The sequence below is a fragment of the Arthrobacter bambusae genome, assembly GCF_030812595.1.
In the GTDB taxonomy this organism is placed as follows: Bacteria; Actinomycetota; Actinomycetes; order Actinomycetales; family Micrococcaceae; genus Arthrobacter; species Arthrobacter bambusae_B.
In genome coordinates this window covers 207,646-229,011 of record NZ_JAUSSZ010000005.1, presented here as the reverse complement: position 1 = coordinate 229,011, position 21,366 = coordinate 207,646, and the positions used below count along the sequence as shown (strand labels likewise).

General features: G+C 63.6%; 19 protein-coding genes and 1 tRNA gene. All 20 read left to right on the top strand.

What is annotated here, in order from left to right:
* The first annotated feature begins 3 nt into the window (after positions 1 to 3).
* The 20 genes from J2S96_RS09390 (at position 4) to J2S96_RS09295 (ending at position 21,318) form a co-directional block, all read left to right on the top strand.
* Complete coding sequence (locus J2S96_RS09390; protein WP_306862193.1) at positions 4 to 435, top strand: organic hydroperoxide resistance protein; 432 nt, start codon at positions 4 to 6, stop codon at positions 433 to 435.
* Positions 432 to 1,451: an NADP-dependent oxidoreductase gene (locus J2S96_RS09385; RefSeq protein ID WP_306862192.1), complete on the top strand. Its 1,020-nt coding sequence runs from the start codon at positions 432 to 434 to the stop codon at positions 1,449 to 1,451. The genes J2S96_RS09390 and J2S96_RS09385 overlap by 4 nt, the downstream gene beginning before the upstream one ends.
* A gap of 279 nt (positions 1,452 to 1,730) precedes the next feature.
* Positions 1,731 to 2,837, top strand: coding sequence for a BMP family lipoprotein (locus J2S96_RS09380; RefSeq protein WP_306862190.1), 1,107 nt, complete (start codon positions 1,731 to 1,733; stop codon positions 2,835 to 2,837).
* 164 nt (positions 2,838 to 3,001) lie between these two features.
* Positions 3,002 to 4,552: an ABC transporter ATP-binding protein gene (locus J2S96_RS09375; protein WP_306862187.1), complete on the top strand. Its 1,551-nt coding sequence runs from the start codon at positions 3,002 to 3,004 to the stop codon at positions 4,550 to 4,552.
* The gene (locus J2S96_RS09370; RefSeq protein WP_370873060.1) at positions 4,545 to 5,918 is read left to right on the top strand and encodes an ABC transporter permease; all 1,374 of its coding nucleotides are present in this window, start codon (positions 4,545 to 4,547) and stop codon (positions 5,916 to 5,918) included. The genes J2S96_RS09375 and J2S96_RS09370 overlap by 8 nt, the downstream gene beginning before the upstream one ends.
* Positions 5,915 to 7,426, top strand: coding sequence for an ABC transporter permease (locus tag J2S96_RS09365; RefSeq protein ID WP_306862185.1), 1,512 nt, complete (start codon positions 5,915 to 5,917; stop codon positions 7,424 to 7,426). The genes J2S96_RS09370 and J2S96_RS09365 overlap by 4 nt, the downstream gene beginning before the upstream one ends.
* A 2-nt stretch (positions 7,427 to 7,428) precedes the next feature.
* Entirely contained in the window at positions 7,429 to 7,839 is a 411-nt protein-coding gene (locus J2S96_RS09360) for a cytidine deaminase (RefSeq protein WP_306862183.1), read from the top strand.
* Positions 7,836 to 9,146: a thymidine phosphorylase gene (locus J2S96_RS09355; RefSeq protein ID WP_306862180.1), complete on the top strand. Its 1,311-nt coding sequence runs from the start codon at positions 7,836 to 7,838 to the stop codon at positions 9,144 to 9,146. Before J2S96_RS09360 ends, J2S96_RS09355 begins: the two co-directional genes overlap by 4 nt.
* 66 nt (positions 9,147 to 9,212) lie before the next feature.
* Positions 9,213 to 9,872 (top strand): DedA family protein, encoded by a 660-nt coding sequence (locus tag J2S96_RS09350; protein ID WP_306862178.1) that lies wholly within the window; start codon positions 9,213 to 9,215, stop codon positions 9,870 to 9,872.
* A 227-nt stretch (positions 9,873 to 10,099) separates the two neighbouring features.
* Positions 10,100 to 10,789 carry a DedA family protein gene (locus tag J2S96_RS09345; RefSeq protein ID WP_306862302.1) on the top strand — a complete coding sequence of 230 codons (690 nt, stop codon included), beginning with the start codon at positions 10,100 to 10,102 and terminating at the stop codon, positions 10,787 to 10,789.
* A 28-nt stretch (positions 10,790 to 10,817) separates the two neighbouring features.
* The gene (locus J2S96_RS09340) at positions 10,818 to 11,972 is read left to right on the top strand and encodes an adenosine deaminase (RefSeq protein WP_306862175.1); all 1,155 of its coding nucleotides are present in this window, start codon (positions 10,818 to 10,820) and stop codon (positions 11,970 to 11,972) included.
* Positions 11,973 to 12,060: 88 nt separating this feature from the next.
* Positions 12,061 to 12,699, top strand: a complete 639-nt coding sequence (locus tag J2S96_RS09335; RefSeq protein WP_306862172.1) for a MazG nucleotide pyrophosphohydrolase domain-containing protein — start codon at positions 12,061 to 12,063, stop codon at positions 12,697 to 12,699.
* Positions 12,700 to 12,792: 93 nt separating this feature from the next.
* Positions 12,793 to 14,073 (top strand): phosphopyruvate hydratase, encoded by a 1,281-nt coding sequence (gene eno / locus J2S96_RS09330; RefSeq protein ID WP_306862169.1) that lies wholly within the window; start codon positions 12,793 to 12,795, stop codon positions 14,071 to 14,073.
* Between the two features lie 156 nt (positions 14,074 to 14,229).
* The gene (locus tag J2S96_RS09325; protein WP_306862166.1) at positions 14,230 to 14,967 is read left to right on the top strand and encodes an FtsB family cell division protein; all 738 of its coding nucleotides are present in this window, start codon (positions 14,230 to 14,232) and stop codon (positions 14,965 to 14,967) included.
* 56 nt (positions 14,968 to 15,023) lie between these two features.
* Complete coding sequence (locus J2S96_RS09320; protein ID WP_306862163.1) at positions 15,024 to 15,740, top strand: DUF501 domain-containing protein; 717 nt, start codon at positions 15,024 to 15,026, stop codon at positions 15,738 to 15,740.
* The gene (locus J2S96_RS09315) at positions 15,737 to 16,684 is read left to right on the top strand and encodes a Ppx/GppA phosphatase family protein (RefSeq protein WP_306862160.1); all 948 of its coding nucleotides are present in this window, start codon (positions 15,737 to 15,739) and stop codon (positions 16,682 to 16,684) included. The genes J2S96_RS09320 and J2S96_RS09315 overlap by 4 nt, the downstream gene beginning before the upstream one ends.
* Before the next feature lie 34 nt (positions 16,685 to 16,718).
* Positions 16,719 to 18,098: a S8 family serine peptidase gene (locus J2S96_RS09310; protein WP_306862157.1), complete on the top strand. Its 1,380-nt coding sequence runs from the start codon at positions 16,719 to 16,721 to the stop codon at positions 18,096 to 18,098.
* A gap of 72 nt (positions 18,099 to 18,170) precedes the next feature.
* Positions 18,171 to 19,607 carry an NAD(P)/FAD-dependent oxidoreductase gene (locus J2S96_RS09305; RefSeq protein WP_306862154.1) on the top strand — a complete coding sequence of 479 codons (1,437 nt, stop codon included), beginning with the start codon at positions 18,171 to 18,173 and terminating at the stop codon, positions 19,605 to 19,607.
* 162 nt (positions 19,608 to 19,769) lie between these two features.
* Positions 19,770 to 19,843, top strand: a tRNA-Leu gene (locus tag J2S96_RS09300).
* Positions 19,844 to 20,085: 242 nt separating this feature from the next.
* Positions 20,086 to 21,318: a branched-chain amino acid ABC transporter substrate-binding protein gene (locus J2S96_RS09295; RefSeq protein ID WP_306862152.1), complete on the top strand. Its 1,233-nt coding sequence runs from the start codon at positions 20,086 to 20,088 to the stop codon at positions 21,316 to 21,318.
* The last annotated feature ends 48 nt before the right edge of the window (positions 21,319 to 21,366 follow it).

Genomic DNA, 21,366 nt, shown 5'->3' with positions numbered 1-21,366 from the left:
ACAGTGAAGACTTTGTACACAGCCGAGGCGCTTGCCTCCGGTGAAGGGCGCGAAGGCAACGCGCGTACCAATGACGGCAAGCTGGACGTGGCACTCGCCAGCCCGGTGGAGCTGGGCGGTAACGGCCAGGGCACCAACCCCGAGCAGCTTTTCGCCGCCGGATACGCGGCATGCTTCCACTCCGCGCTCAGGCTGGTGGGACGCAAGGCCCGGGTGGATGTCACTGATTCCGCGGTCGCCGCCAAGATCCACTTCGGTGCCTTGGAAGGCAGCGAGGGATATGGACTCGCCGCCGAACTCGAGATCGCCTTGCCTGCCCTCGACCGGGAAACCGCCGAGCAGCTCGTGGCCAAGGCCCACCAGATCTGCCCCTACTCCAACGCGACCCGCGGGAACATCGCCGTCGACATCAAGCTTGTGGAGGTGGCCGCATGAGCGCCGCACTTCCCAGCAGCACCCGGGAAATCCAGCTGGCATCCCGCCCGCAGGGGCGCCCTGTCCAGGAGAACTTCCGGCTGGCCGAGAGCGATCTGCCGGAACTTCAGGACGGCCAGGTCCTCGTCCGCAACGAGTTCATGTCGGTCGATCCCTACATGCGCGGCCGCATGAATGACGTGAAGTCCTATTCGGCGCCCTTCCGCCTCGACGCAGCGCTCGACGGCGGCGCGGTAGGTGAGGTTATCGCGTCCCGTGCCGAGTCGCTCAAGGTGGGTGACGTCGTCGTGCACCAGCTCGGCTGGCGCGAATATTCCGTGGTGGACGCGGCAAGCGCGACGCCGGTTCCGGGCGGCCTGGCGCCGACGTCGGCATTCCTCGGAGCCCTTGGCATGACGGGCCTGACGGCGTATGCCGGGCTGCTCAAGGTGGCCGAGTTCAAAGCGGGCGACGTCGTCTTCGTTTCCGGTGCCGCAGGCGCGGTAGGTTCGATTGTCGGCCAGGTCGCCAAGGCCATGGGCGCCTCCAAGGTAATCGGCAGTGCCGGTTCCCCGGAGAAGGTGGCCCGCTTGCTGGAACTCGGCTTCGACGCGGCCTTTGACTACCACGACGGTCCGGTGGCGAAGCAACTTCGCGAAGCTGCGGGGGAGCGTGGCATCGATGTCTACTTTGACAACGTGGGCGGCGAACACCTCGAAGCTGCCCTCGCGGCCCTCACGGTGGGTGGCCGCGTGGCAATGTGCGGTGCCATTTCGCAGTACAACTCCACCGAGCCCACGCCGGCACCCCGCAATCTGGCTGTGGCCATCGGGAAGCAACTGACCATCCGCGGTTTCCTCGTAGGCGGCCAGCGCCAGCACGCCGCCGAGTTCGCCGAGAGGATGGCCGGATGGCTGGCGGACGGAACAGTCCGCTATGACGAGACGATCGTTGAGGGGCTCGAAAACGCGCCGCAGGCCTTTATCGACCTGCTGGACGGAGCCAACACCGGCAAGATGCTGGTCCGGCTGCGCTAAGTAGCTGCTGCACTGAGTACTGGCTGCAACGGCAGGCATACTAGGACGGTTGGCTGGGAAATCCGGCTACCGCTTGGTAACAAAAGCTCAACAATCCTCGGGTTGTTGGGCTTTTGTGTTACTCGGGTGTGTTCCATCCCACTAAAGTTGAGCCGTCAGTGCGCCCCAGGCGCAGTGCTGCGAAGCATCAGTGAAAACAGAATTTCAAACTCGAGTTTTCGAAACGGACACTCATTGACCGACTGTCGTAGCATCAATAACTTTCTTCCTGGAGGAAAATTGAAGCAATCACTGCGTGCCACCCTAAAGCGCGGTTCATTTGCAGGCGTCGCAACTGCGGGCGCCGCTGCACTTTTGCTGGCAGGCTGCGGTAGCGCACCGTCTGCGTCAAGCTCGGGCAGCGCCACCAAGTCCGACTACACCGCATGCATGGTGTCCGACTCGGGCGGCTTCGATGACAAGTCGTTCAACCAGTCAGGTTACGAAGGCCTCCAGGCGGCAGCCAAGGACCTGAACATCCAGGAGAAGCACGTCCAGTCCAAGGCTGACACGGACTACGACCCCAACCTTCGTTCCATGGTCCAGCAAGGCTGCAAGCTGACGGTTACGGTCGGCTTCCTCCTGGGCGACGCCACGAAGAACATCGCAACGGCGAACCCGAACAGCCACTTCGCCATCATCGACTACTCGGACCCCACCTTCCCGAAGAACGTCAAGCCGATTGTCTATGACACGGCCCAGGCATCCTTCCTGGCCGGGTACCTCGCAGCCGGCACGTCCAAGACGGGCAAGGTTGCCACCTTCGGTGGCCTCAACATCCCCACGGTGAGCATCTTCATGGATGGATTCGCCGACGGCGTGAAGTACTACAACCAGAAGAAGGGCAAGTCCGTCCAGCTGCTCGGCTGGGACAAGGACAAGCAGGACGGAACCTTCGTCGGTGACTTCAAGCAGGTCGACAAGGGCAAGGTCCTCACCCAGGGGTTCCTGGACCAAGGGGCGGACGTCATCCTGCCGGTCGCTGGTCCGGTGGGAGCGGGTGCCGGAAGTGCCATCCTTGACGCCAAGGCGAAGGGCACGGACGCAAAGTTGATCTGGGTCGACTCGGACGGCTACTTGACCGCACCCGCCTACAAGTCGGTCATCCTGACCTCGGTCCAGAAGACCATGGCAACGGCCGTCGAAACCGTCATCAAGTCTGACAAGGACGGCAAGTTCGACCCCAGCCCCTACGTTGGCACGCTGGACAACGGCGGCGTTGCACTCGCCCCGTTCCACGATCTTGACTCCGCTGTTCCCGCTGACATGAAGAGCGATCTTGACCAGCTGAAGAAGGACATCATCTCCGGCGCAGTCAAGGTCGAATCGAAGTCCAGCCCCAAGTAGAAATTCCGGGCAAAACCGCATCGCGCTGCCCTTCAGCCGAGTTTTGGCAGAAGGGCAGCGCGTTCTGCGTTGCCTTCAATTTGCTCTTCGACACTCTTTGGCCGAGCACTATGCTGGGAGCACGGTGATGACGAGGAGCCATCCTTTATAGATGGGTTGGAGTTTTGAAACTCGAACTGAAAGGGATCACGAAGCGCTTCGGATCCCTCGTAGCCAATGACCACATCGATCTCGTGGTTGAACCCGGCCAAGTCCACTGCCTCTTGGGCGAAAACGGCGCCGGCAAATCCACCCTGATGAATGTCCTTTATGGGCTCTATGACCCCAGCGACGGCGAAATCCTGGTCGACGGCAAGCCCGTCGTTTTCAAGGGTCCCGGCGATGCCATGGCGGCAGGAATCGGAATGGTCCACCAGCACTTCATGCTGATTCCGGTATTCACCGTGGCCGAAAATGTCGCCCTGGGAAACGAATCCACCAAGGCGGCGGGCTTCCTGAACCTGGATGAAACCCGCCGCAGGATTTCCGAGATTTCCGAGCAGTACGGATTCCATGTCGACCCCGACGCGCTCGTGGAAGACCTGCCCGTGGGCGTGCAGCAACGCGTCGAGATCATCAAGGCCCTGGTGCGCGACGCCGAAGTCCTGATCCTCGATGAACCGACTGCCGTTCTCACTCCGCAGGAAACGGATGAGCTCCTGGACATCATCCGCCAGCTCAAGGCCGCCGGTAAATCAATCGTCTTCATCTCGCACAAGCTGCGCGAGGTCAAGGAAATTTCGGACATCATCACCGTGATCCGGCGGGGGAAAGTGGTCGGCTCCGCTGATCCTTCGGCTTCCCCGACGGAACTCGCGTCGGCGATGGTGGGCCGGGCGGTCAGCCTGACCCTGGAAAAGAAGCCCGCCCAACCGGGTGACGCCACCTTCAAGGTCCGGGACCTGACCGTTGTCGACCACAATGGCCAGCACGTCGTGGACGGCCTGAGTTTCGACATCGCCAAGGGTGAAGTGCTTGCCATCGCCGGTGTCCAGGGCAACGGCCAGACCGAGCTCACGGAAGCCATCCTCGGCGTCCAGCCCCACGTCACCGGATCCATCGTCCTCGACGACGTCGAACTGCTCGGCAAGAGCGTCAAGCAGGTACTTTCCGCCGGCGTCGGGTTCGTCCCTGAGGACCGCAAGATCGACGGTCTGGTAGGTACGTTCTCCATTTCCGAGAACATGATCCTGGACCTATACGACAAGGAGCCGTTTGCCAAAGGCATCGGCATGAAGCCGGCCTTGATCGCTTCCCACGCGGAGAAGAAGGTCGAAGAGTTCGATGTGCGGACGCCGTCGATCGACGTCGCCGTCGGTACGCTCTCCGGAGGAAACCAGCAAAAGGTGGTCCTGGCCAGGGAGCTGTCCAGGCCATTGAGGCTCTTCATCGCCTCCCAGCCCACCCGGGGCCTCGACGTAGGTTCCATCGAATTCGTGCACAAAAGAGTCATTGCCGAACGGGACAACGGAACTCCCGTGATGATTGTGTCCACGGAGCTCGATGAGGTGCTCGAGCTCGCTGACAGGATCGCCGTTCTCTACCGGGGAAAGCTGGTGGGAATTGTTCCCGCCGGTACCTCCCGCGACGTATTGGGCTTGATGATGGCAGGCGTTCCGGAACATGAGGCAGAACTGACTGCGCACAAGACCCTCGAGGGAGGAACCCATGTCTGAGTCCAACACCCCTCGGCAAGCAAACGAGGTCGAATCCGAGCGCCCGGAGACATTGGACGACGAGGTCGTCCTGGATGTCGCACTGGACACGGCAGACGGTGCAATGGCTCCGTCAGTCATTCCGGCTACGAGCCAAGGCGGACAAATTCCCCACGCGGCCAGTGGTTCGGTTTTCCGGCAGATCGTGACCGGAAACGCCATGGTCTCGGTGTTGTCCGTGCTCCTCGCGATTGTTCTCGGTGGAATCCTGATGGCCGTGACCAACCCCAAAGTGGCAGAAACGGCGGGCTATTTCTTCGCACAGCCGGGGGACATGCTCACCGAGGTCTTCAGGCCCTACGTGGCACTCGTCCAGGGATCGATATTCAACTGGGCGGCAGCCGACACCGCGGGCCAGCTGTACCCGATCACTGAAACCCTCACCGTGTCAACGCCCCTGATCCTGGCAGGACTCGGCGTAGCCCTGGCCTTCCGTGCGGGACTGTTCAACATCGGTGCGCAGGGCCAAATCATCTTTGGCGCTTTGTTCGGCGCCTATGTGGGATTCACCTGGCACTTGCCATTCCTGGTGCACCTGCTGGTTGTCGTGATCGCCGGATTGGTCGGCGGCGCGGTGTGGGGCGGCGTCGTAGGCCTCCTCAAGGCCCGGACAGGTGCGCATGAGGTCATCGTGACCATCATGCTGAACTACATTGCCAACTTCCTCCTTCTGTTCCTCCTGACAACTCCGGCTTTCCAACGCAAGGGTTCGACCAACCCGATCTCACCCTTCCTGGACCAGTCGGCACTGTTCCCGGAGTTGCTCGGTCCCCAGTTCAGGCTCCACGCGGGGTTCCTCCTGGCCGTCCTGGCGACCGTCCTCGTCTGGTGGCTCCTGAAACGCTCCACGCTCGGCTTTGAATTCCGTGCCGTGGGCGCGAACCAGAGCGCGGCACGCACCGCTGGAATCAATGTGCCCCGGGCCGTGATCCTGGTGATGGCGATTGCGGGCGCGCTTGCAGGCCTGGCCGGCATCGCACAAGTATCCGGAACGGAGAAATACCTCTCCGGAGGCGTCGCGGCCTCCATCGGATTCGACGCCATCACGGTCGCATTGCTCGGCCGCTCCACGCCGTGGGGAACCTTCTTCGCCGGGCTTCTGTTCGGCGCGTTCCGTGCGGGAGGCGTTGCGATGCAGGCTCAAACCCAGACCCCCATCGACATCGTTTTGGTCATTCAGTCCTTGATCGTCCTGTTCATTGCGGCACCGCCACTGGTCCGCGCGATCTTCGGACTGAACCCGCGGAAAAAGACGAAGGCCACTGGCGGCCCCGGCTCCGGAACCATGCCCTCCGGAAAAATCGAGAGCGGAGCTGCAACAGCATGAGCACCACAACAACTCAGTCCGGCAGTGGCACACCCGCCGGCAACGCCCCTTCACGCCCCGGGAAAACGGGTGCCACAGAGCTGGTGAGCTGGAAAGCGGGAATAGGGCTGTCCTTGCTCGCAATCCTGGGAACTGTGCTGTTCGGATTCATGTCCAACTCGAAGTCGGCGGGTTTCGGCATCGCCGAAGCAGCCAATGAAGCCGCTTCCAGTGTTGCTGCTTTGGTCACGTTCGTCCTGGCCCTGCTGCTTTCCGTGTGGTTTGTCTACCTGTGGTTCACCCGCCGTCGTTCCGGCCTCGCATCGGGTTCAGGCACAGTGCCAGGGTGGTTGCCCGCATCCACCGTCGCCGCCGTGGTGGTCCTCGGCCTTGCCGCGCTGGGAGTGGCGAAGGTTTCCAAGATCACGCTTCCTTCCGCGGCCGTCGGCTGGATCGCTTCGGTGATCCTCCTGGGCCTGGCCGGCTACACGGTGTACCGCACGCAGGCGAAGAAGACCACACCCCGCTGGGTAGGCGGCACCTTTGCCGCTGTGTTCCTTATCGGGTTCATGGTCTGGATCGTGGCGGGCGGAAATGGGGATGAGCCGTCAATCTCGCTCGCCGGACTCATCGCAGGATCCGTAACTTTGGCCGTGCCGCTGGTCTTCGGATCCCTTTCCGGCGTCCTGTGCGAACGCGTCGGCGTGGTCAACATCGCCATCGAAGGTCAGCTCCTGCTGGGAGCGTTTTCCGCGGCCGTGGTTGCCACGGTGACGCACAATGTCTACGCCGGCCTGGTCGCTGCGGCCGTCGCCGGAGCCCTGGTCTCCTTGGTCCTGGCCGTGGTCAGCATCAAGTACCTCGTCAACCAGATCATCGTCGGCGTCGTGCTCAACGTCCTCATCAGTGGACTGACGAGCTTCCTCTTTTCCACGTTGCTGACGGCCGACCCGGATGGGCTCAACAAGCCGGGGCGCCTGCCCCCGGTGGACATTCCCTTCCTGTCGGATATCCCCATCATCGGCCCCATCCTGTTCCACCAGTCCCTCGTGGGCTATCTGATGTACATCGCCGTGATCGTGGTTTACCTCGGCCTGTTCCACACGAAGTGGGGACTGCGCGTGAGGGCCGTCGGCGAGCACCCGCAGGCGGCTGACACCGTGGGCATCAACGTCAACCGGACCCGTTTCTGGAACGTGCTCATGGGCGGTGCGATCGCGGGGATCGGCGGATCGTTCTTCACGCTGGTATCCGTGGATGCGTTCAGCAAGGACATGTCCGGAGGCCGCGGGTATATCGCCTTGGCGGCGTTGATCTTCGGGCGCTGGAATCCGATCGGCGCCTTCCTGGCCGCCTTGCTGTTCGGCTTCGCGGACAACCTCCAGAGCGTCATCACCATCATCGGGTCGCCGGTGCCGAGCCAGTTCATGGCCATGCTGCCTTACGCCCTGACGGTCTTCGCCGTCGCCGGATTGGTGGGTAGGTCCCGGCCGCCGGCGGCAAGCGGCATACCTTACGTCAAGGGTTGACCGTGGGGGTCACGGATACCGAAGTGGACTGGGCGGCCCTGGAGGCCGCCGCGATCGCCGCGATGGCGAAGGCCTACGCTCCGTATTCGAAGTTCCCGGTGGGGGCCGCTGCCCTCACCGAGGACGGGCGGATCGTCAGCGGCTGCAATGTCGAGAACGCGAGCTATGGACTCACGTTGTGCGCCGAGTGCGCCCTCGTAGGAGAGCTCCATATGGGTGGCGGCGGCAGATTGCGGGCGTTCTATTGCGTCGACGCTAAGGGCAATGTCCTCATGCCGTGTGGCCGTTGCAGGCAATTGCTTTATGAATTCCGGGCACCCGGCATGCAACTCATGACAACGCAAGGCATCAAGACCATGGACCAAGTGCTCCCAGACGCCTTCGGTCCCGACAACCTGGAGGAGAACCGGTGACACAGACTGAAGCGTACGACGCCGTCCAGATCATCAGCATCAAGCGGGACAAGGGCACCTTGAGCCCGGAACAGATTGCGTGGACGATCGATGCCTACACCCGCGGCGTCATTGCCGATGAGCAGATGGCGGCACTGAACATGGCCATCTTGCTCAACGGGATGGACCGAGCCGAGATCTCGCACTGGACCGAGGCGATGATCGCCTCGGGCGAGCGGATGGACTTCTCCAGCCTCCGGCGTCCCGACGGCGGCGTGAAAGCCACCACCGACAAACATTCCACCGGGGGCGTAGGCGATAAAATTACCCTTCCGCTGGCGCCGCTGGTGGCGGTCTTCGGAGTGGCGGTTCCCCAGCTTTCCGGCAGGGGACTGGGGCACACGGGCGGTACTCTCGACAAGCTCGAGGCAATTCCCGGGTGGCGGGCGAACTTGAGCAATGAGGAAATCCTTGCCCAGCTCCAAGACGTGGGTGCTGTCATCTGCGCCGCCGGCGCGGGTTTGGCTCCGGCGGACAAGAAGCTCTATGCCCTGCGCGACGTGACGGGCACGGTCGAAGCGATTCCCCTGATCGCCTCGTCCATCATGAGCAAAAAGATCGCCGAAGGCACGGGCTCGCTGGTGCTTGACGTGAAGGTGGGCTCCGGGGCGTTCATGAAGGACGAAGCCCGTGCCCGTGAACTGGCCGAAACCATGGTGGCCCTGGGCAAGGATGCGGGCGTCAATACGGTGGCTCTCCTGACCAACATGAGCACGCCCTTGGGCCTGACCGCGGGAAACGCCATCGAGGTGGAGGAATCGGTGGAGGTGCTGGCGGGCGGCGGTCCGGAAGACGTCGTCGAGTTGACCGTCAGGCTCGCCGAGGAAATGCTCGCTTGCGCAGGAGTGCACGACGCCGACCCCGCCGCCGCACTCAAGGACGGCCGCGCAATGGACGTCTGGAACCGCATGATCGAAGCACAGGGCGGCGACCCGCGCGCCGCCCTTCCCGTGGCCAAGGAATCCGAGGTGATCCCGGCTCCGGCCGACGGCGTCCTGATGGAGCTCGACGCTTTTTCCGTGGGCGTGGCTGCCTGGCGCCTCGGCGCCGGACGGGCACGGAAGGAAGACGCCGTGCAGGCCGGAGCAGGAGTACGGATGCATGCCAAGCCGGGTGCCCTGGTCCGGGCGGGGGAGCCACTCATGACCCTTCTGAGCGACACCCCCGAGAAGTTCGAAAGGGCAAAGGAAGCCTTGGAAGGGGCCGTGCTCATCGCGCCGGAAGGCTCACGGCCGGCTCAACAACTCATCATCGACCGGATCTCCTAGCTTGCCGTTCTCCCGGGCACGGGGGTGCCCGGGAGAGAATCCCACCGGCCATTCGTTAGGAAGACCGTGCAGGCCGTCAACGAATTCATCCTCGCCGCAGCCGGGCAGCCTTGGGTCTTGCTTCTGGTGTTTGCCTGCTGCGTGATTGATGGTTTCTTCCCGCCGATTCCCAGCGAATCGGTGGTGGTAGGACTCGCGGCCATCTCAGCGACCGCGGGGACTCCTCACGCGTGGCTCCTGTTCCTGGTGGGCGCGCTCGGAGCCTTCACGGGCGACAACATCGCCTACATGATCGGCCGCAGGATAGGTGTTCGCCGCTGGCGGTGGATGCGTTCGCACCGGATGCAGGCTGCCTTCGCTTGGGCCGGGCGGGAACTACGACGGCGGGCAGCGTCGTTGATCATGGTGGCCCGGTTCATCCCGATAGGCCGCGTGGCGGTCAACCTCACGGCGGGTGCGACCCGTTTCCCGCAGGGTGTGTTTGTGGCGCTGACCGCCATGTCTGCCATTCTGTGGGCCGGTTACTCGGTGGCCATCGGATTGTTCTTCGGCCAATGGTTCGAGCACAACCACCTGCTGGGAGCGATCATCGCTATCGTCGCGGCCGTCATCCTGGGAATCATCGTGGACCGGATCATCAGTAAGGTCCGCGGGACCACACCCGCCACCGCTGCCATCCAAGAGGAGGAGGAATCCGGGGAGCCTGAAGAGGAAGCCGTCCTGTAGCAGGGTGGCGCTGCCTTCCTCCCTCGGAATGACCCGATCGGATCCGGAAGATCCCCCCACGGGAAGACGCCCCGGGTGTGACTTGCGGGTTAGCCTTAACTTATGTACATCCCGTAGCCGGGCGTAGCGGACGATGCCCCGGCCGTGGGACACTGGTTAGCGATCTGTGTCACGCAACCGCGTGACTTTCCTTGAGGAGCAATGCCTGCGTGGAATTCATGAACCACATGCTCGAGCATGCTGCCGGGCAGCCGTGGATCTACCCGGTGCTCCTGGTTTTCTTTTTCATCGATGGCTTTGCCACGATCCTTCCCAGTGAGACCGCAATCGTAGGTCTCTCGGCCCTGGCGATGCACCGGGGCGAGCCCAACTTGTGGCTCCTCGGCGTTACTGCGCTGGTCGGGGCCATGGCCGGCGACAACATGGCCTACATGCTGGGCCGCAAGATCGGCTTGGATCGCTGGAAGTGGATGCGGAAGCCGAAAGTCCAGAAAATGTTCGCCTGGGCCCACTACGAGCTGGACAGGCGCGGCGCGGTGCTGATCTTCACCGCACGGTATATCCCTTGGGGCCGCGTGGCGGTGAACTACGTCGCCGGACAGACTGGCTTCCGCCACAGGACCTTCTTCTTCCTGGATGCCTTCGCCTGCTTCACCTGGGTGGGCTATTCCATCGGCGTCGGATCGCTGGCCGGCCACTGGGTCCATAACAACCCGCTCCTTGGCGTGGGGATTGCCGTGGCGTTCGCCGTGGTACTCGGCGTCATTGTGGACCACTCCCTGCGTTGGTGGCACAAACACCTTGAAAAGAAGGACGCAGAAAAGAAGCACGCAGCTTCCACCGAAGCAGCCGCAGCAGACGCGGGCACCGCAGTTAACGCAACGGCCGGCGTCGACCGCACAAACCCTGCTGGCTAAGCTTCTTCCGTCCCCCTAGAGTTGAGACGTGACTGACCCCATTGTTGATGCCGCCCCTGCCCTTGACTTCGACCTGAAGAGCCTGCCGAAGGTTTCCCTTCACGACCATCTGGACGGGGGACTGCGCCCGGCCACGATCATCGAGCTGGCGGAGGCCGTCGGCCACGCCTTGCCTTCCACGGATCCCGTAGCGCTCGGCCAGTGGTTCCGTGAGTCCGCAGACTCCGGCTCTTTGGTCCGATACCTCGAAACCTTTGACCACACGATTGCTGTCATGCAAACCAAGGAAGGCCTGGCGCGGGTCGCCAAGGAGTTCGTTGAGGACCTGGCTGAGGACGGCGTCGTGTACGGCGAGATCCGTTGGGCACCCGAGCAGCACCTGCGGAACGGCCTGACCCTCGACGAGGTCGTGGACGCGGTCCAGGAAGGGCTCGACGCCGGCGTCGACGCCGTTGAGGAGTCCGGACGCCAGATCCAGGTGGGCCAGCTCATCACGGCAATGCGCCATGCGGACCGCGGCCAGGAAATCGCCGAGCTCGCAGTGCGCCACCGCTACAACGGAGCTGTCGGCTTCGACATCGCCGGAGCCGAGGACGGCTTCCTGCCTTCCCGTTTCAAGGACGCCTTCACCTACCTGGCGGAGCACAATTTCCCGGCTACCGTGCACGCCGGCGAAGCGGCAGGCCTCGAAAGCATCCAGTCCGCCCTTGTGGACGGCCGCGCCCTACGCTTGGGCCACGGCGTCCGTATCGCGGAAGACATCACCGTTGAGTTCGAAGATGCCGAGGGCGAAGAAGCGGACGACGCCGCCGAGGACACCATTGGCATGGTCACGTTGGGTGAGGTGGCAGGCTGGGTCCGTGATCGCGGAATCGCGCTGGAAATCTGCCCGTCGTCCAACCTGCAGACCGGTGCCATCGCGAACTTCGGCGAAGGCATCGAGAACCACCCGCTGGACATGCTCTACCAGTTGGGCTTCAACGTCACCATCAACACGGACAACCGGCTCATGAGCGGCGTGACGCTCACCGACGAGTTCGAGCTCCTCGTGGAGACCTTCGACTACGATCTCGACGATCTCCTTGAACTCACCCTCAACGCCGCCGAGTCGTCGTTCTTGCCGCTGGACGAAAAAGAAGCGCTGGTGGAGTACATCAACGACGCCTACGCCAACCTTGCCTGAGCAAACTCCTGAGAGGGTCCCGGCCCGGGCTTGCCAAGTGGGGGAGCTGCTGCAAACAATCGCCTCCCTGCGCGAGCACTGTCCGTGGATGGGGGCTCTGACGCACGAATCCCTCGTCGAGTACCTGATCGAGGAAGCCTACGAAGTGGTCGACTCGATCGAAGCCGGCGCGTCCGGTACCGATACTGCCGACGAACTCCGCGGCGAGCTGGGCGACGTGCTGCTGCAAGTGGTGCTGCACGCCCGGCTCGCCGAGGAACGTGGACAGTTCACTTTCGACGACGTCGCCCGCACCATCACGGAGAAAATGGTGCGGCGCAACCCCCATGTCTTCAGGCCGGACGGATCCTTGCAGGCTTCCTTCCCGGCCACCGTGGAGGAGATCGTCGAAAAATGGGATGCCGTGAAGAAGGCGGAAAAGCCAGAACGCACCGATCCCTTCGAAGGAATACCACCCCACCTTCCTGCCCTCGCCTTGGCGCAAAAGTCGCTTGACCGTGCCGAGCGCGCGAAACGCTCGGGCGCCCCGGAACGCAGCGGCCCGCCTGTTGCCGCTGTGGCGGTTCCCGACTCCGAAACTGCGCTTGGAGACTTGCTGCTTGCCGTCGTCGCGGGCTCGCGGGAGAAAGGCTTCGACGCCGAAAGGGCCTTGCGCGGCGCGGTCCGCCGCTACCAGGGCCGCGGCGACGAAGGAACAAAAAGTGATGGCTCCGACGCCGTTCCGTAACGTTGGCCGGTCTCGACTAGGCTAGTGCCGACGAGGACGTCGAGAATTTCCCTCAAGATTCCCAGTAAATCGCTTCACCATAAGGAGCAGTCCATGGCGCTTATCGATGCCATCCACGCCCGCGAGATCCTTGATTCCCGTGGAAACCCGACAGTAGAAGTTGAAGTCCTGCTTTCCGATGGCCAGATCGGCCGCGCGGCAGTTCCCTCCGGTGCTTCCACCGGCGAGCACGAAGCAGTTGAACTGCGCGACGGCGACAAGGGCCGCTACCTCGGCAAGGGCGTCCAGAAGGCCGTTGACGCGGTCATCGACGAAATCGCCCCGGCCCTGATCGGCTTCGACGCAACGGACCAGCGCAGCATCGACCAGGCCATGATCGACCTCGACGGCACCGCGAACAAGGGCAAGCTCGGCGCTAACGCCATCCTCGGCGTTTCCCTCGCCGTGGCCAACGCTGCAGCCGCTTCCGCGGACCTGCCCCTGTACAAGTACCTCGGCGGCCCGAACGCCCACGTCCTGCCCGTCCCGCTGATGAACATCCTCAACGGTGGCTCGCACGCGGACTCCGACGTCGACATCCAGGAATTCATGATCGCCCCGATCGGCGCCGAGACCTTCTCCGAAGGCCTGCGCTGGGGCGTTGAGGTCTACCACAACCTCAAGTCGGTCCTGCACGCCAAGGGCCTCTCCACCGGCCTCGGCGACGAAGGCGGCTTCGCGCCGAACCTGCCGTCCAACCGCGCCGCACTGGACCTGATCCAGGAAGCCATCAAGAACGCCGGCTACACCCCGGGCAAGGACATCGCCCTCGCGCTGGATGTCGCTTCATCCGAGTTCTACAAGGACGGCGCCTACCAGTTCGAGGGCAAGGCACTCTCCGCGAGCGAGATGAGCGCCTACTACGCCGAACTCGTTGCCGACTACCCGCTGGTCTCCATCGAAGACCCGTTGGACGAGAACGACTGGGAAGGTTGGAAGACCCTCACCGACACGATCGGCGACAAGGTCCAGCTTGTTGGTGACGACCTCTTCGTGACCAACCCCGAGCGCCTGCAGCAGGGCATCGACGCCGCCACGGCCAACTCCCTGCTGGTCAAGGTCAACCAGATCGGTTCGCTGACCGAAACCCTGGACGCCGTCTCGCTGGCCCAGCGTTCCGGCTACACCACCATCACCTCGCACCGCTCCGGCGAAACCGAGGACACCACCATTGCTGACATCTCCGTTGCCACCAACGCGGGCCAGATCAAGACAGGTGCCCCGGCCCGCTCCGAGCGCGTCGCCAAGTACAACCAGCTGCTGCGCATCGAAGAGGAACTCGACGACGCCGCACGCTACGCCGGCCGCAGCGCTTTCCCGCGTTTCAAGGGCTAGTACCCGCTGAAACAGCTGACCGGTGGCTATGGTGGAAAGACCATAGCCACCGGTTCTGTTTAACGAAATGTGCGAGCACTTCGGCAACCGCATGCTCCGTGAGGCACATAACGCGCAGCAACCCGCCAGGCAAGCACCAGGCATTACAGGAGTGTCATGGCAACCCGCCGCCCCAAGGTCCCCCGGGCAGATGCCCTGGGCCGGTCGCCCCAAAAGAACCCCGACGGCGGCCACGTTATTCGCGCCGACTTCGGCGAGTCCCGCAAGGCAACCGCTGCCCAGCAAGAGTCCCCGGTTCACGCCGGGTCCAGGACGTCGTCCGATGCCAGGGCCGCAGGCAGTACCCAAAACCAGGGTCAGCCCGGTCCAAAGGCTGGTTCCGCCGCGAAACCGGGACGTTCGCTTCCGGGCGGACCAGGCAACGCCCCGGTCATCGGCAAGGCATCCAACAAAACGTCCGGCGCAGGCTCCACCCACGTGGACAAGGATCACGGCGCGCGCCCCGTGCCGGCGAAGGCGTTCTCCGGGCGCATGCTTGCCCTCGCCGTGGTGATGATCGCGATCACCATCATGCTCGCACCCACGGTCAAGATCTGGTTGGAGAAAAAGGCGGAAATCTCCGGTCTGGAAGCCGATATCGCGAGCAAGCAGGCCGAGCAGGCGAGCCTCCAGAAACAGATCACGCGGTGGCAGGACCCCAACTACGTGAAACAACAAGCCCGGGACCGCATTAACATGGTTATGCCGGGTGAAGCAGGCTACTGGGTGTTTGGCGGAGATGTTCCCGCCGGCACGCCGGGTGGGAGCACCAGTTCAGGAGCTTCCGGAAGCCCGTCCAATCTGCCATGGGTGGATGGCCTGTGGGAATCCATCAGGCGCTCGGCAACAGACTAGACGCGGTGCCCGCCGCCGTCGCGCCTTGATTGGCGCGGCCAAACAGGGCAGGAAGGATGGCAGCGCCAGTGGAAGACAACTCGGCACCTGCATCGCAGGAGTCCCGCACGCCATCAGCACACGATCTTGAAATCCTCAGCCGCCAGCTTGGACGGCCGGTGCGCGACGTCGTCGAAATCCCGGCGCGCTGCGTATGCGGCAACCCGCTGGTCGCCGCGACTGCCCCGCGCCTGAGTAACGGCACGCCTTTTCCCACGACGTTCTACTTGACGCACCCCGTCATCACCGCTGCCGTGTCGCGGTTGGAAGCCGGGGGCCTCATGAATGAGATGAACGAACGGCTCACCGCGGAGGAGCCTTTGGCTGCGGCTTACAGGAACGCCCACGAAGCCTATCTCCGAGCGCGTGACGAGATTGCCGGTCGTGCCGGTACCGGGGACGTCCCCGAGATCGCAGGCGTCTCTGCCGGCGGCATGCCTACCCGCGTGAAGTGCCTGCACGTGTTGGTCGGCCATTCCCTGGCGGCCGGACCGGGCGTCAATCCGCTCGGCGACGAGGCCATCGAAGCGATCAGCGAATGGTGGACCGCGGACCGCTGCTATTGCGACGGCGCGTGGGACAGCGCGGGGGAAGCCCCGTCCAGGGACCTCAGCCGCCACGGACCGCAGGGCCTGCCGGACATCGTGGGCCGTCCCGCCCCGGTGCGTAAGTCCAAGTCCTCCCACGCGACAGAAGCATCGGCGGAATCAGCCGCAGGGGAGCACGGCGCATGAGCCGCGTAGCCGCCATCGATTGTGGCACCAACTCGATCCGACTCCTGATCGCCGATGCCAACGGGACGGATACGGCGTCTCCGTTGCGTGACGTTGTCCGCGAGATGCGGGTGGTCCGCCTCGGCCAGGGTGTAGACGCGACAGGCGAACTCGCGCTCGAGGCACTCGAACGCACCTTTGCCGCCACCGGCGACTACGCGGATTTGATCCGGCACCACGGTGCCGGTCGCATTCGTTTCGTCGCGACTTCCGCCAGCCGCGACGCCCGCAACCGGGACGTTTTCGTTGACGGTATCCGCGACTTGCTCGGCGTCGAACCCGAGGTCATTTCCGGCGATGAAGAGGCCGCCCTGTCCTTCGCCGGCGCAAGCAGCGTGCTTCCTTCACGAGGCAAGGACCCGGTGCTGGTGGTGGACCTCGGTGGCGGAAGCACGGAGTTTGTCCTCGGCGACTCCGACGGCGTCATCGCTGCCAAGTCCGTCGACATCGGCTGCGTCCGGCTCACTGAGCGGCACCTCCACAGCGACCCCCCGACGCCGGAAGAGGTCGCCGCCGCTGAAGCCGACGTCGACGCGGCCGTCGACCTCGCAGCCCGCACGGTCCCCCTGGACCGGGCCACCGCCGTCGTTGGGGTCGCGGGAACCATCACGACCATCACTGCGCATGCTTTGGGCCTTGACGAGTACGATCCCGCACTGATCCACGGCGCAACCCTGGACGTGGAGACCATTACCGATGCCGCGACCAGCCTGTTGCAAATGACCCGCGAAGAGCGGGCACGGTTGCCCTACATGCATCCGGGCCGGGTGGACGTCATCGGTGCCGGAGCGCTTGTGTGGCGCCGTATCCTGCAGCGGCTGGCGGAGCTCGGAGACGGCACCATCACCGTTGCCACTGCCAGCGAACACGACATCCTCGACGGCATTGCGCTGAGCATCCGCTAGGGGATGGGTATTCGATAGGGATGGGTATTCGTTGATGACGTTGCCACACGGTTGGCGCCGCCGCACAGCATCGGCCGCGCTGGCCGCCATGCTGGCTTGTGGAAGCCTTGCAGGGGCCCTGCTCACTGCGCCCTCAGCATCCGCCGACTCTTGGCGGGACAAGGAATACTGGCTCAACGAGTACGGCATCACCGCCGCCTGGCAGGTATCCAAGGGCGCAGGGGTGAAGGTGGCCATCATCGACAGCGGGGTAGACGGACAACACCCCGATCTCAAGGGCGCGGTGGTGGGTGGAACCGACGTTTCCGGTGCAGGCGATCCCGGCGGACAGAAAAGCATCGGGGCCAAACCAGAGCACGGGACCCTCGTCGCGACCCTCCTGGCAGGGCGTGGACATGCTTCGGCCAGTCCTTCGTCCGTTCCTTCTCCTCCGTCGCCCGATTCCAGTGTTGGCCCGGACGGAATCGTCGGCGTTGCCCCCGAAGCCCAGATCCTGTCCGCTTCCGCTTGGCTCGGTTCGCCGAATCCCGCGGGCAAGACGGACCAGGAACAAATTCCCGATGCGGTCCGGTGGGCAGTGGACAACGGCGCCAAGGTCATCAATATTTCACTCGGCAGCACCTCTCCTGATTGGCCCCAAAGCTGGGACGCGGCGTTCCTCTATGCCGAACAAAAGGACGTGGTGATCGTGGCCGCGGCGGGCAACCGGATCGGCGGAAATATCCAGGTGGGTGCGCCCGCCACGATTCCAGGTGTGTTGACCGTGGCAGGACTCGACCGGAACCGCACCGCCAGCGTCGATGCTTCGTCCCAGGGAATCAGCATCGGCGTCTCGGCACCCGCGGAAGGGCTGGTGGGTGGCCTGCCAGGGGGGAGCTACCAAGACTGGGCAGGCACGTCCGGCTCCGCGCCGATTGTCTCGGGCGTCGCGGCGCTGATCCGCTCGAAATGGCCGGATATGAGCGCCCCGCAGGTCATTAACCGGATTGTGTCCACGGCCGAGGATGCAGGGGCTCCTGGCAAGGACCCCATCTATGGCTACGGCATCCTCAACGCCGAGGCGGCCCTGAAAGCCGATGTGCCCGAGGTGACGAGCAATCCGGTCGGATCCATTGCCGAATGGATCCGGGTGCATCGGCGCGGAGACCTTAGCCACCCAACACCGCAGCCGACGTCAAAACCGAGCACCCCCGCCCCTACCTTGGCGGATCCCACAGTTCCTGTGGCGAAGGCGCCTTCGCAGCCCGACACGGCGGTTCCGGCCGCCGTCGTCATCGGCTTCGGTGGGCTTTTCGTGGCGATCGTTGCGGGCGCCTCCGTCCAATTGAGGCGCGCCTACCGGGGCTCCCCGGAACCTCCCGACGAGCCCGCTACCGGCGAGGTGAACGCCGTGGATCCGAACCACCCCGAATAGCATCCGGGAGTGGCCCTTAATTTCGGAAAAGTAGTTAGTGAAGATTTTCACAAGGTGCTGTACCCTATTCTTATGGCAACCACCCCTGAGCTCATTGATCGTCCCCGTGTTCTCGTTGTCGGCGGCGGATACGTCGGCCTGTACGTAGCACTCAAGCTGCAGAAGAAGATCGCGAACGCCGGCGGAATCGTCACCGTCGTCGATCCGCTTCCCTACATGACCTACCAGCCCTTCCTCCCGGAGGTGGCCGGCGGCAACATCGAGGCACGCCACGCCGTCGTCTCGCACCGCCAGCACCTCAAGCAGACGGAACTCATCCAGGGCCGCGTCACCAGCATCGACCACCAGAACCGCACCGCCGTTGTTGCTCCGGCCGACGGTGGGGAGCCTTTCGAGATCCCGTACTTTGACGTCGTGGTTGCCGCCGGTGCCATTACCCGCACCTTCCCCATCAAGGGCCTCGCGGACGAAGGCATTGGCCTGAAGACCATCGAAGAAGCGGTGGCCCTGCGAAACAAGGTCCTCGAGCGCATCGAGGTCGCCTCCACCATGACGGACGCCGCGGAGCGCGCCAAGGCCCTGACCTTCGTGGTTGTGGGTGGCGGTTTCGCCGGTATCGAGTGCATCACCGAGATGGAAGACCTCGCCCGCGCCGCCGTGAAGAACAACCCGCGCATCCGCCAGGAAGAAGTCCGCTTCGTTCTTGTCGAAGCGATGGGCCGCATCATGCCCGAGGTCACCGCAGCCCAGGCAGAGTGGGTTGTCGGACACCTGCGCAGCCGCGGCATCGAGGTCCTGCTCAACACCTCCCTCGACAACGCAGAGGGTAGCCTCAAGCTCATCAACCTGCCGGACAAGACCCCTGCCCAGGAGTTCGAAGCCGACACCCTCGTGTGGACTGCAGGCGTGCAGGCCAACCCGATGATCCGCTCCACCGACTTCCCGCTCGAGCCCCGCGGACGTGTCCGTGTCCTTCCGGACCTGCGCATTGCGGGCGACGAAGGCATCATCGACAACGCCTGGGCTGCCGGCGATGTCGCGGCTGTTCCGGACCTCACGGGCAGCGGCCTGCCGGACGGCACCTGCGTTCCGAACGCCCAGCACGCCCTGCGCCAGGCCAAGCGCCTCGCCAAGAACCTGTGGGCCTCCCGCTGGGACAAGCCGATGGCCGACTACAAGCACAAGAACCTCGGTGCGGTTGCCGGCTTCGGCGAATGGAAGGGCGTTGCCAATATCAACCTCCTGGGCCGCATCGGCCTCAAGGGCGGACTCGCTTGGTTGGCCCACCGCGGCTACCACGGCTTGGCCATCCCCACCGGTGAGCGCAAGGTCCGCGTGATCCTCAACTGGATCCTGGGCATGACCATGGGCCGCGACACCACCCAGCTCCTGGACCTCGACAACCCGCGTGGAGCCTTCGTGGCCGCAGCCACCCCGGCTCCCAAGCCGGCCGCCGCGCCCGCGCCAGCCGCTGAAGCCAAGGCTCCCGTCACGGCTGACGCCAAGTAGCGACACACCGAGCAGTTCCGCCGACGGCGGCTGCCTCCCGAGCGGGGGCGGCCGCCGTCGGCGTTTAACTCCAGCCTCCCGTCTGCGACGGTTCATGGCGCGCCGCTCGAAGGGCTCCAGTGGACGAAGCAGGGGAGTGCGCTGGGTTACCATTATCCGGGCGCCCCAGTAGCCCAATTGGCAGAGGCAGCGGACTTAAAATCCGCGTGTTGTGGGTTCGAGTCCCACCTGGGGCACGCGCGCGGCATACGAGCCGTGCCGCCCCATTGTTTGCGCCAAGTTGTGACGTGACAAGAATTTAACCCCGCGTTCATGCCGATAGCTCGCAGAGCAGGGCGGCGATCGACCGTTATTAGATCCTGACCTGCATATATGTGTTGTAGGACACATATTTGGTAGTACTCTCATGGAACATGTTCGAAGTGAAAGTGACTTCGGGCTGATGACCACGAATCAGACGCACCGCGGAGGCTATTTTATGTACAGGAAGAAAGTCATTTCGGCGATCGCAGCAGCGGCCACCCTTGGCATGCTGGTGGCGGGCTGTGCGAATCAGACCGGTCCCAGCAGCACCGACACCTCGGGGGCGGCAGGCGGCAGGATCAATATCCCTGCGATTTCCAAAGTCGACGTTCCTGCCGGGGCTGTATTGCCTGCAGGCGATGGCAAGGGTAAATGCGCGTCCACCACCACCCTCGCCTATGCCGGTGCCGAGACAGGACCCAACGCCCAGCTGGGTATCAACATCTTCAACGGCATTCAGCTGGCCATCAACCAGCACAACGCCGCAAACCCCGGCTGCCAGGTCCAGTTCAAGAAGTTCGACACTGAGGGTGATCCGAACAAGGCAACAGGCCCGGTGACGCAGATTGTTTCGGAACCGGACATCGTCGGAGTGGTGGGCTTGCCGTTCTCCGGAGAGTCAAAGGCCACCGGCAACATCTTCGAGCAGAAGGGCTTGGTGCACATCACGCCTTCCGCAACCAACCCGGGCCTGACAAAGAACGGCTGGACCACATTCTTCCGTGCCCTCGGCAATGACGCCGTCCAGGGTCCGGCCGCAGCTAAGTTCCTCACGGACAAGCTGCAGGCAAAGAAGGTCTACCTCGTCCAGGACGACTCTGACTACGGCATCGGTTTGGGAACCTCGACCTCCCAGGCCCTCGGCTCCGCCATGGTGGGCTCCGACAAGGTTGTCACAGGCCAGAAGGACTTCTCGGCTGTGATTTCCAAGATCATGAACGCCAAGGCAGACACCGTCTACTACGCCGGCTACTACGCCGAAGGTGCTCCCTTCGACCAGCAGCTGGTTGGAAAGGGATTCACCGGATCCTTCGTTGGCCCCGATGGAGTGAAGGATGACCAGTTCATCAAGCAGGCGGGCGATGCGTCGTCCAACGCATACTTCACCTGCCCCTGCATCCCCGGCGAGCTGATCCCGAGCTTCGAGTCCGAGTACAAGAAGCTCGCCAACGCTGAGCCTGGAACCTACTCCATTGAGGGTTACGACGCAGCCACCGTCCTGCTCTCGGGTATCGACAAGGGCAAGCAGTCCCGTGCGGACCTTCTTTCCTGGGTCAAGTCCTACGACGCAGATGGCCTGTCGAAGCACTACAAGTGGGACTCAACCGGCGAACTGGCAACTCCTGATGTTTACGGCTACAAAGTTGAGAACGGCAAGATCGTTCCCATCGGCGTCATCGGAAAATAACACCGAGCCCAGATGAATGCTGGGGGTTAGCATCCATGCCGACCCCCA

What these genes read in the sequence shown, in the direction of transcription:
- J2S96_RS09345 (WP_306862302.1), top strand. Translation starts at nt 10,100, where the DNA reads ATGCTCGAGCATGCTGCCGGGCAGCCGTGGATCTACCCGGTGCTCCTG.
- J2S96_RS09385 (WP_306862192.1), top strand. Translation starts at nt 432, where the DNA reads ATGAGCGCCGCACTTCCCAGCAGCACCCGGGAAATCCAGCTGGCATCC.
- J2S96_RS09315 (WP_306862160.1), top strand. Translation starts at nt 15,737, where the DNA reads ATGAGCCGCGTAGCCGCCATCGATTGTGGCACCAACTCGATCCGACTC.
- J2S96_RS09295 (WP_306862152.1), top strand. Translation starts at nt 20,086, where the DNA reads ATGTACAGGAAGAAAGTCATTTCGGCGATCGCAGCAGCGGCCACCCTT.
- J2S96_RS09325 (WP_306862166.1), top strand. Translation starts at nt 14,230, where the DNA reads ATGGCAACCCGCCGCCCCAAGGTCCCCCGGGCAGATGCCCTGGGCCGG.
- J2S96_RS09365 (WP_306862185.1), top strand. Translation starts at nt 5,915, where the DNA reads ATGAGCACCACAACAACTCAGTCCGGCAGTGGCACACCCGCCGGCAAC.
- J2S96_RS09305 (WP_306862154.1), top strand. Translation starts at nt 18,171, where the DNA reads ATGGCAACCACCCCTGAGCTCATTGATCGTCCCCGTGTTCTCGTTGTC.
- J2S96_RS09370 (WP_370873060.1), top strand. Translation starts at nt 4,545, where the DNA reads ATGTCTGAGTCCAACACCCCTCGGCAAGCAAACGAGGTCGAATCCGAG.
- J2S96_RS09310 (WP_306862157.1), top strand. Translation starts at nt 16,719, where the DNA reads ATGACGTTGCCACACGGTTGGCGCCGCCGCACAGCATCGGCCGCGCTG.
- J2S96_RS09335 (WP_306862172.1), top strand. Translation starts at nt 12,061, where the DNA reads ATGGGGGCTCTGACGCACGAATCCCTCGTCGAGTACCTGATCGAGGAA.
- eno (WP_306862169.1), top strand. Translation starts at nt 12,793, where the DNA reads ATGGCGCTTATCGATGCCATCCACGCCCGCGAGATCCTTGATTCCCGT.
- J2S96_RS09320 (WP_306862163.1), top strand. Translation starts at nt 15,024, where the DNA reads ATGGCAGCGCCAGTGGAAGACAACTCGGCACCTGCATCGCAGGAGTCC.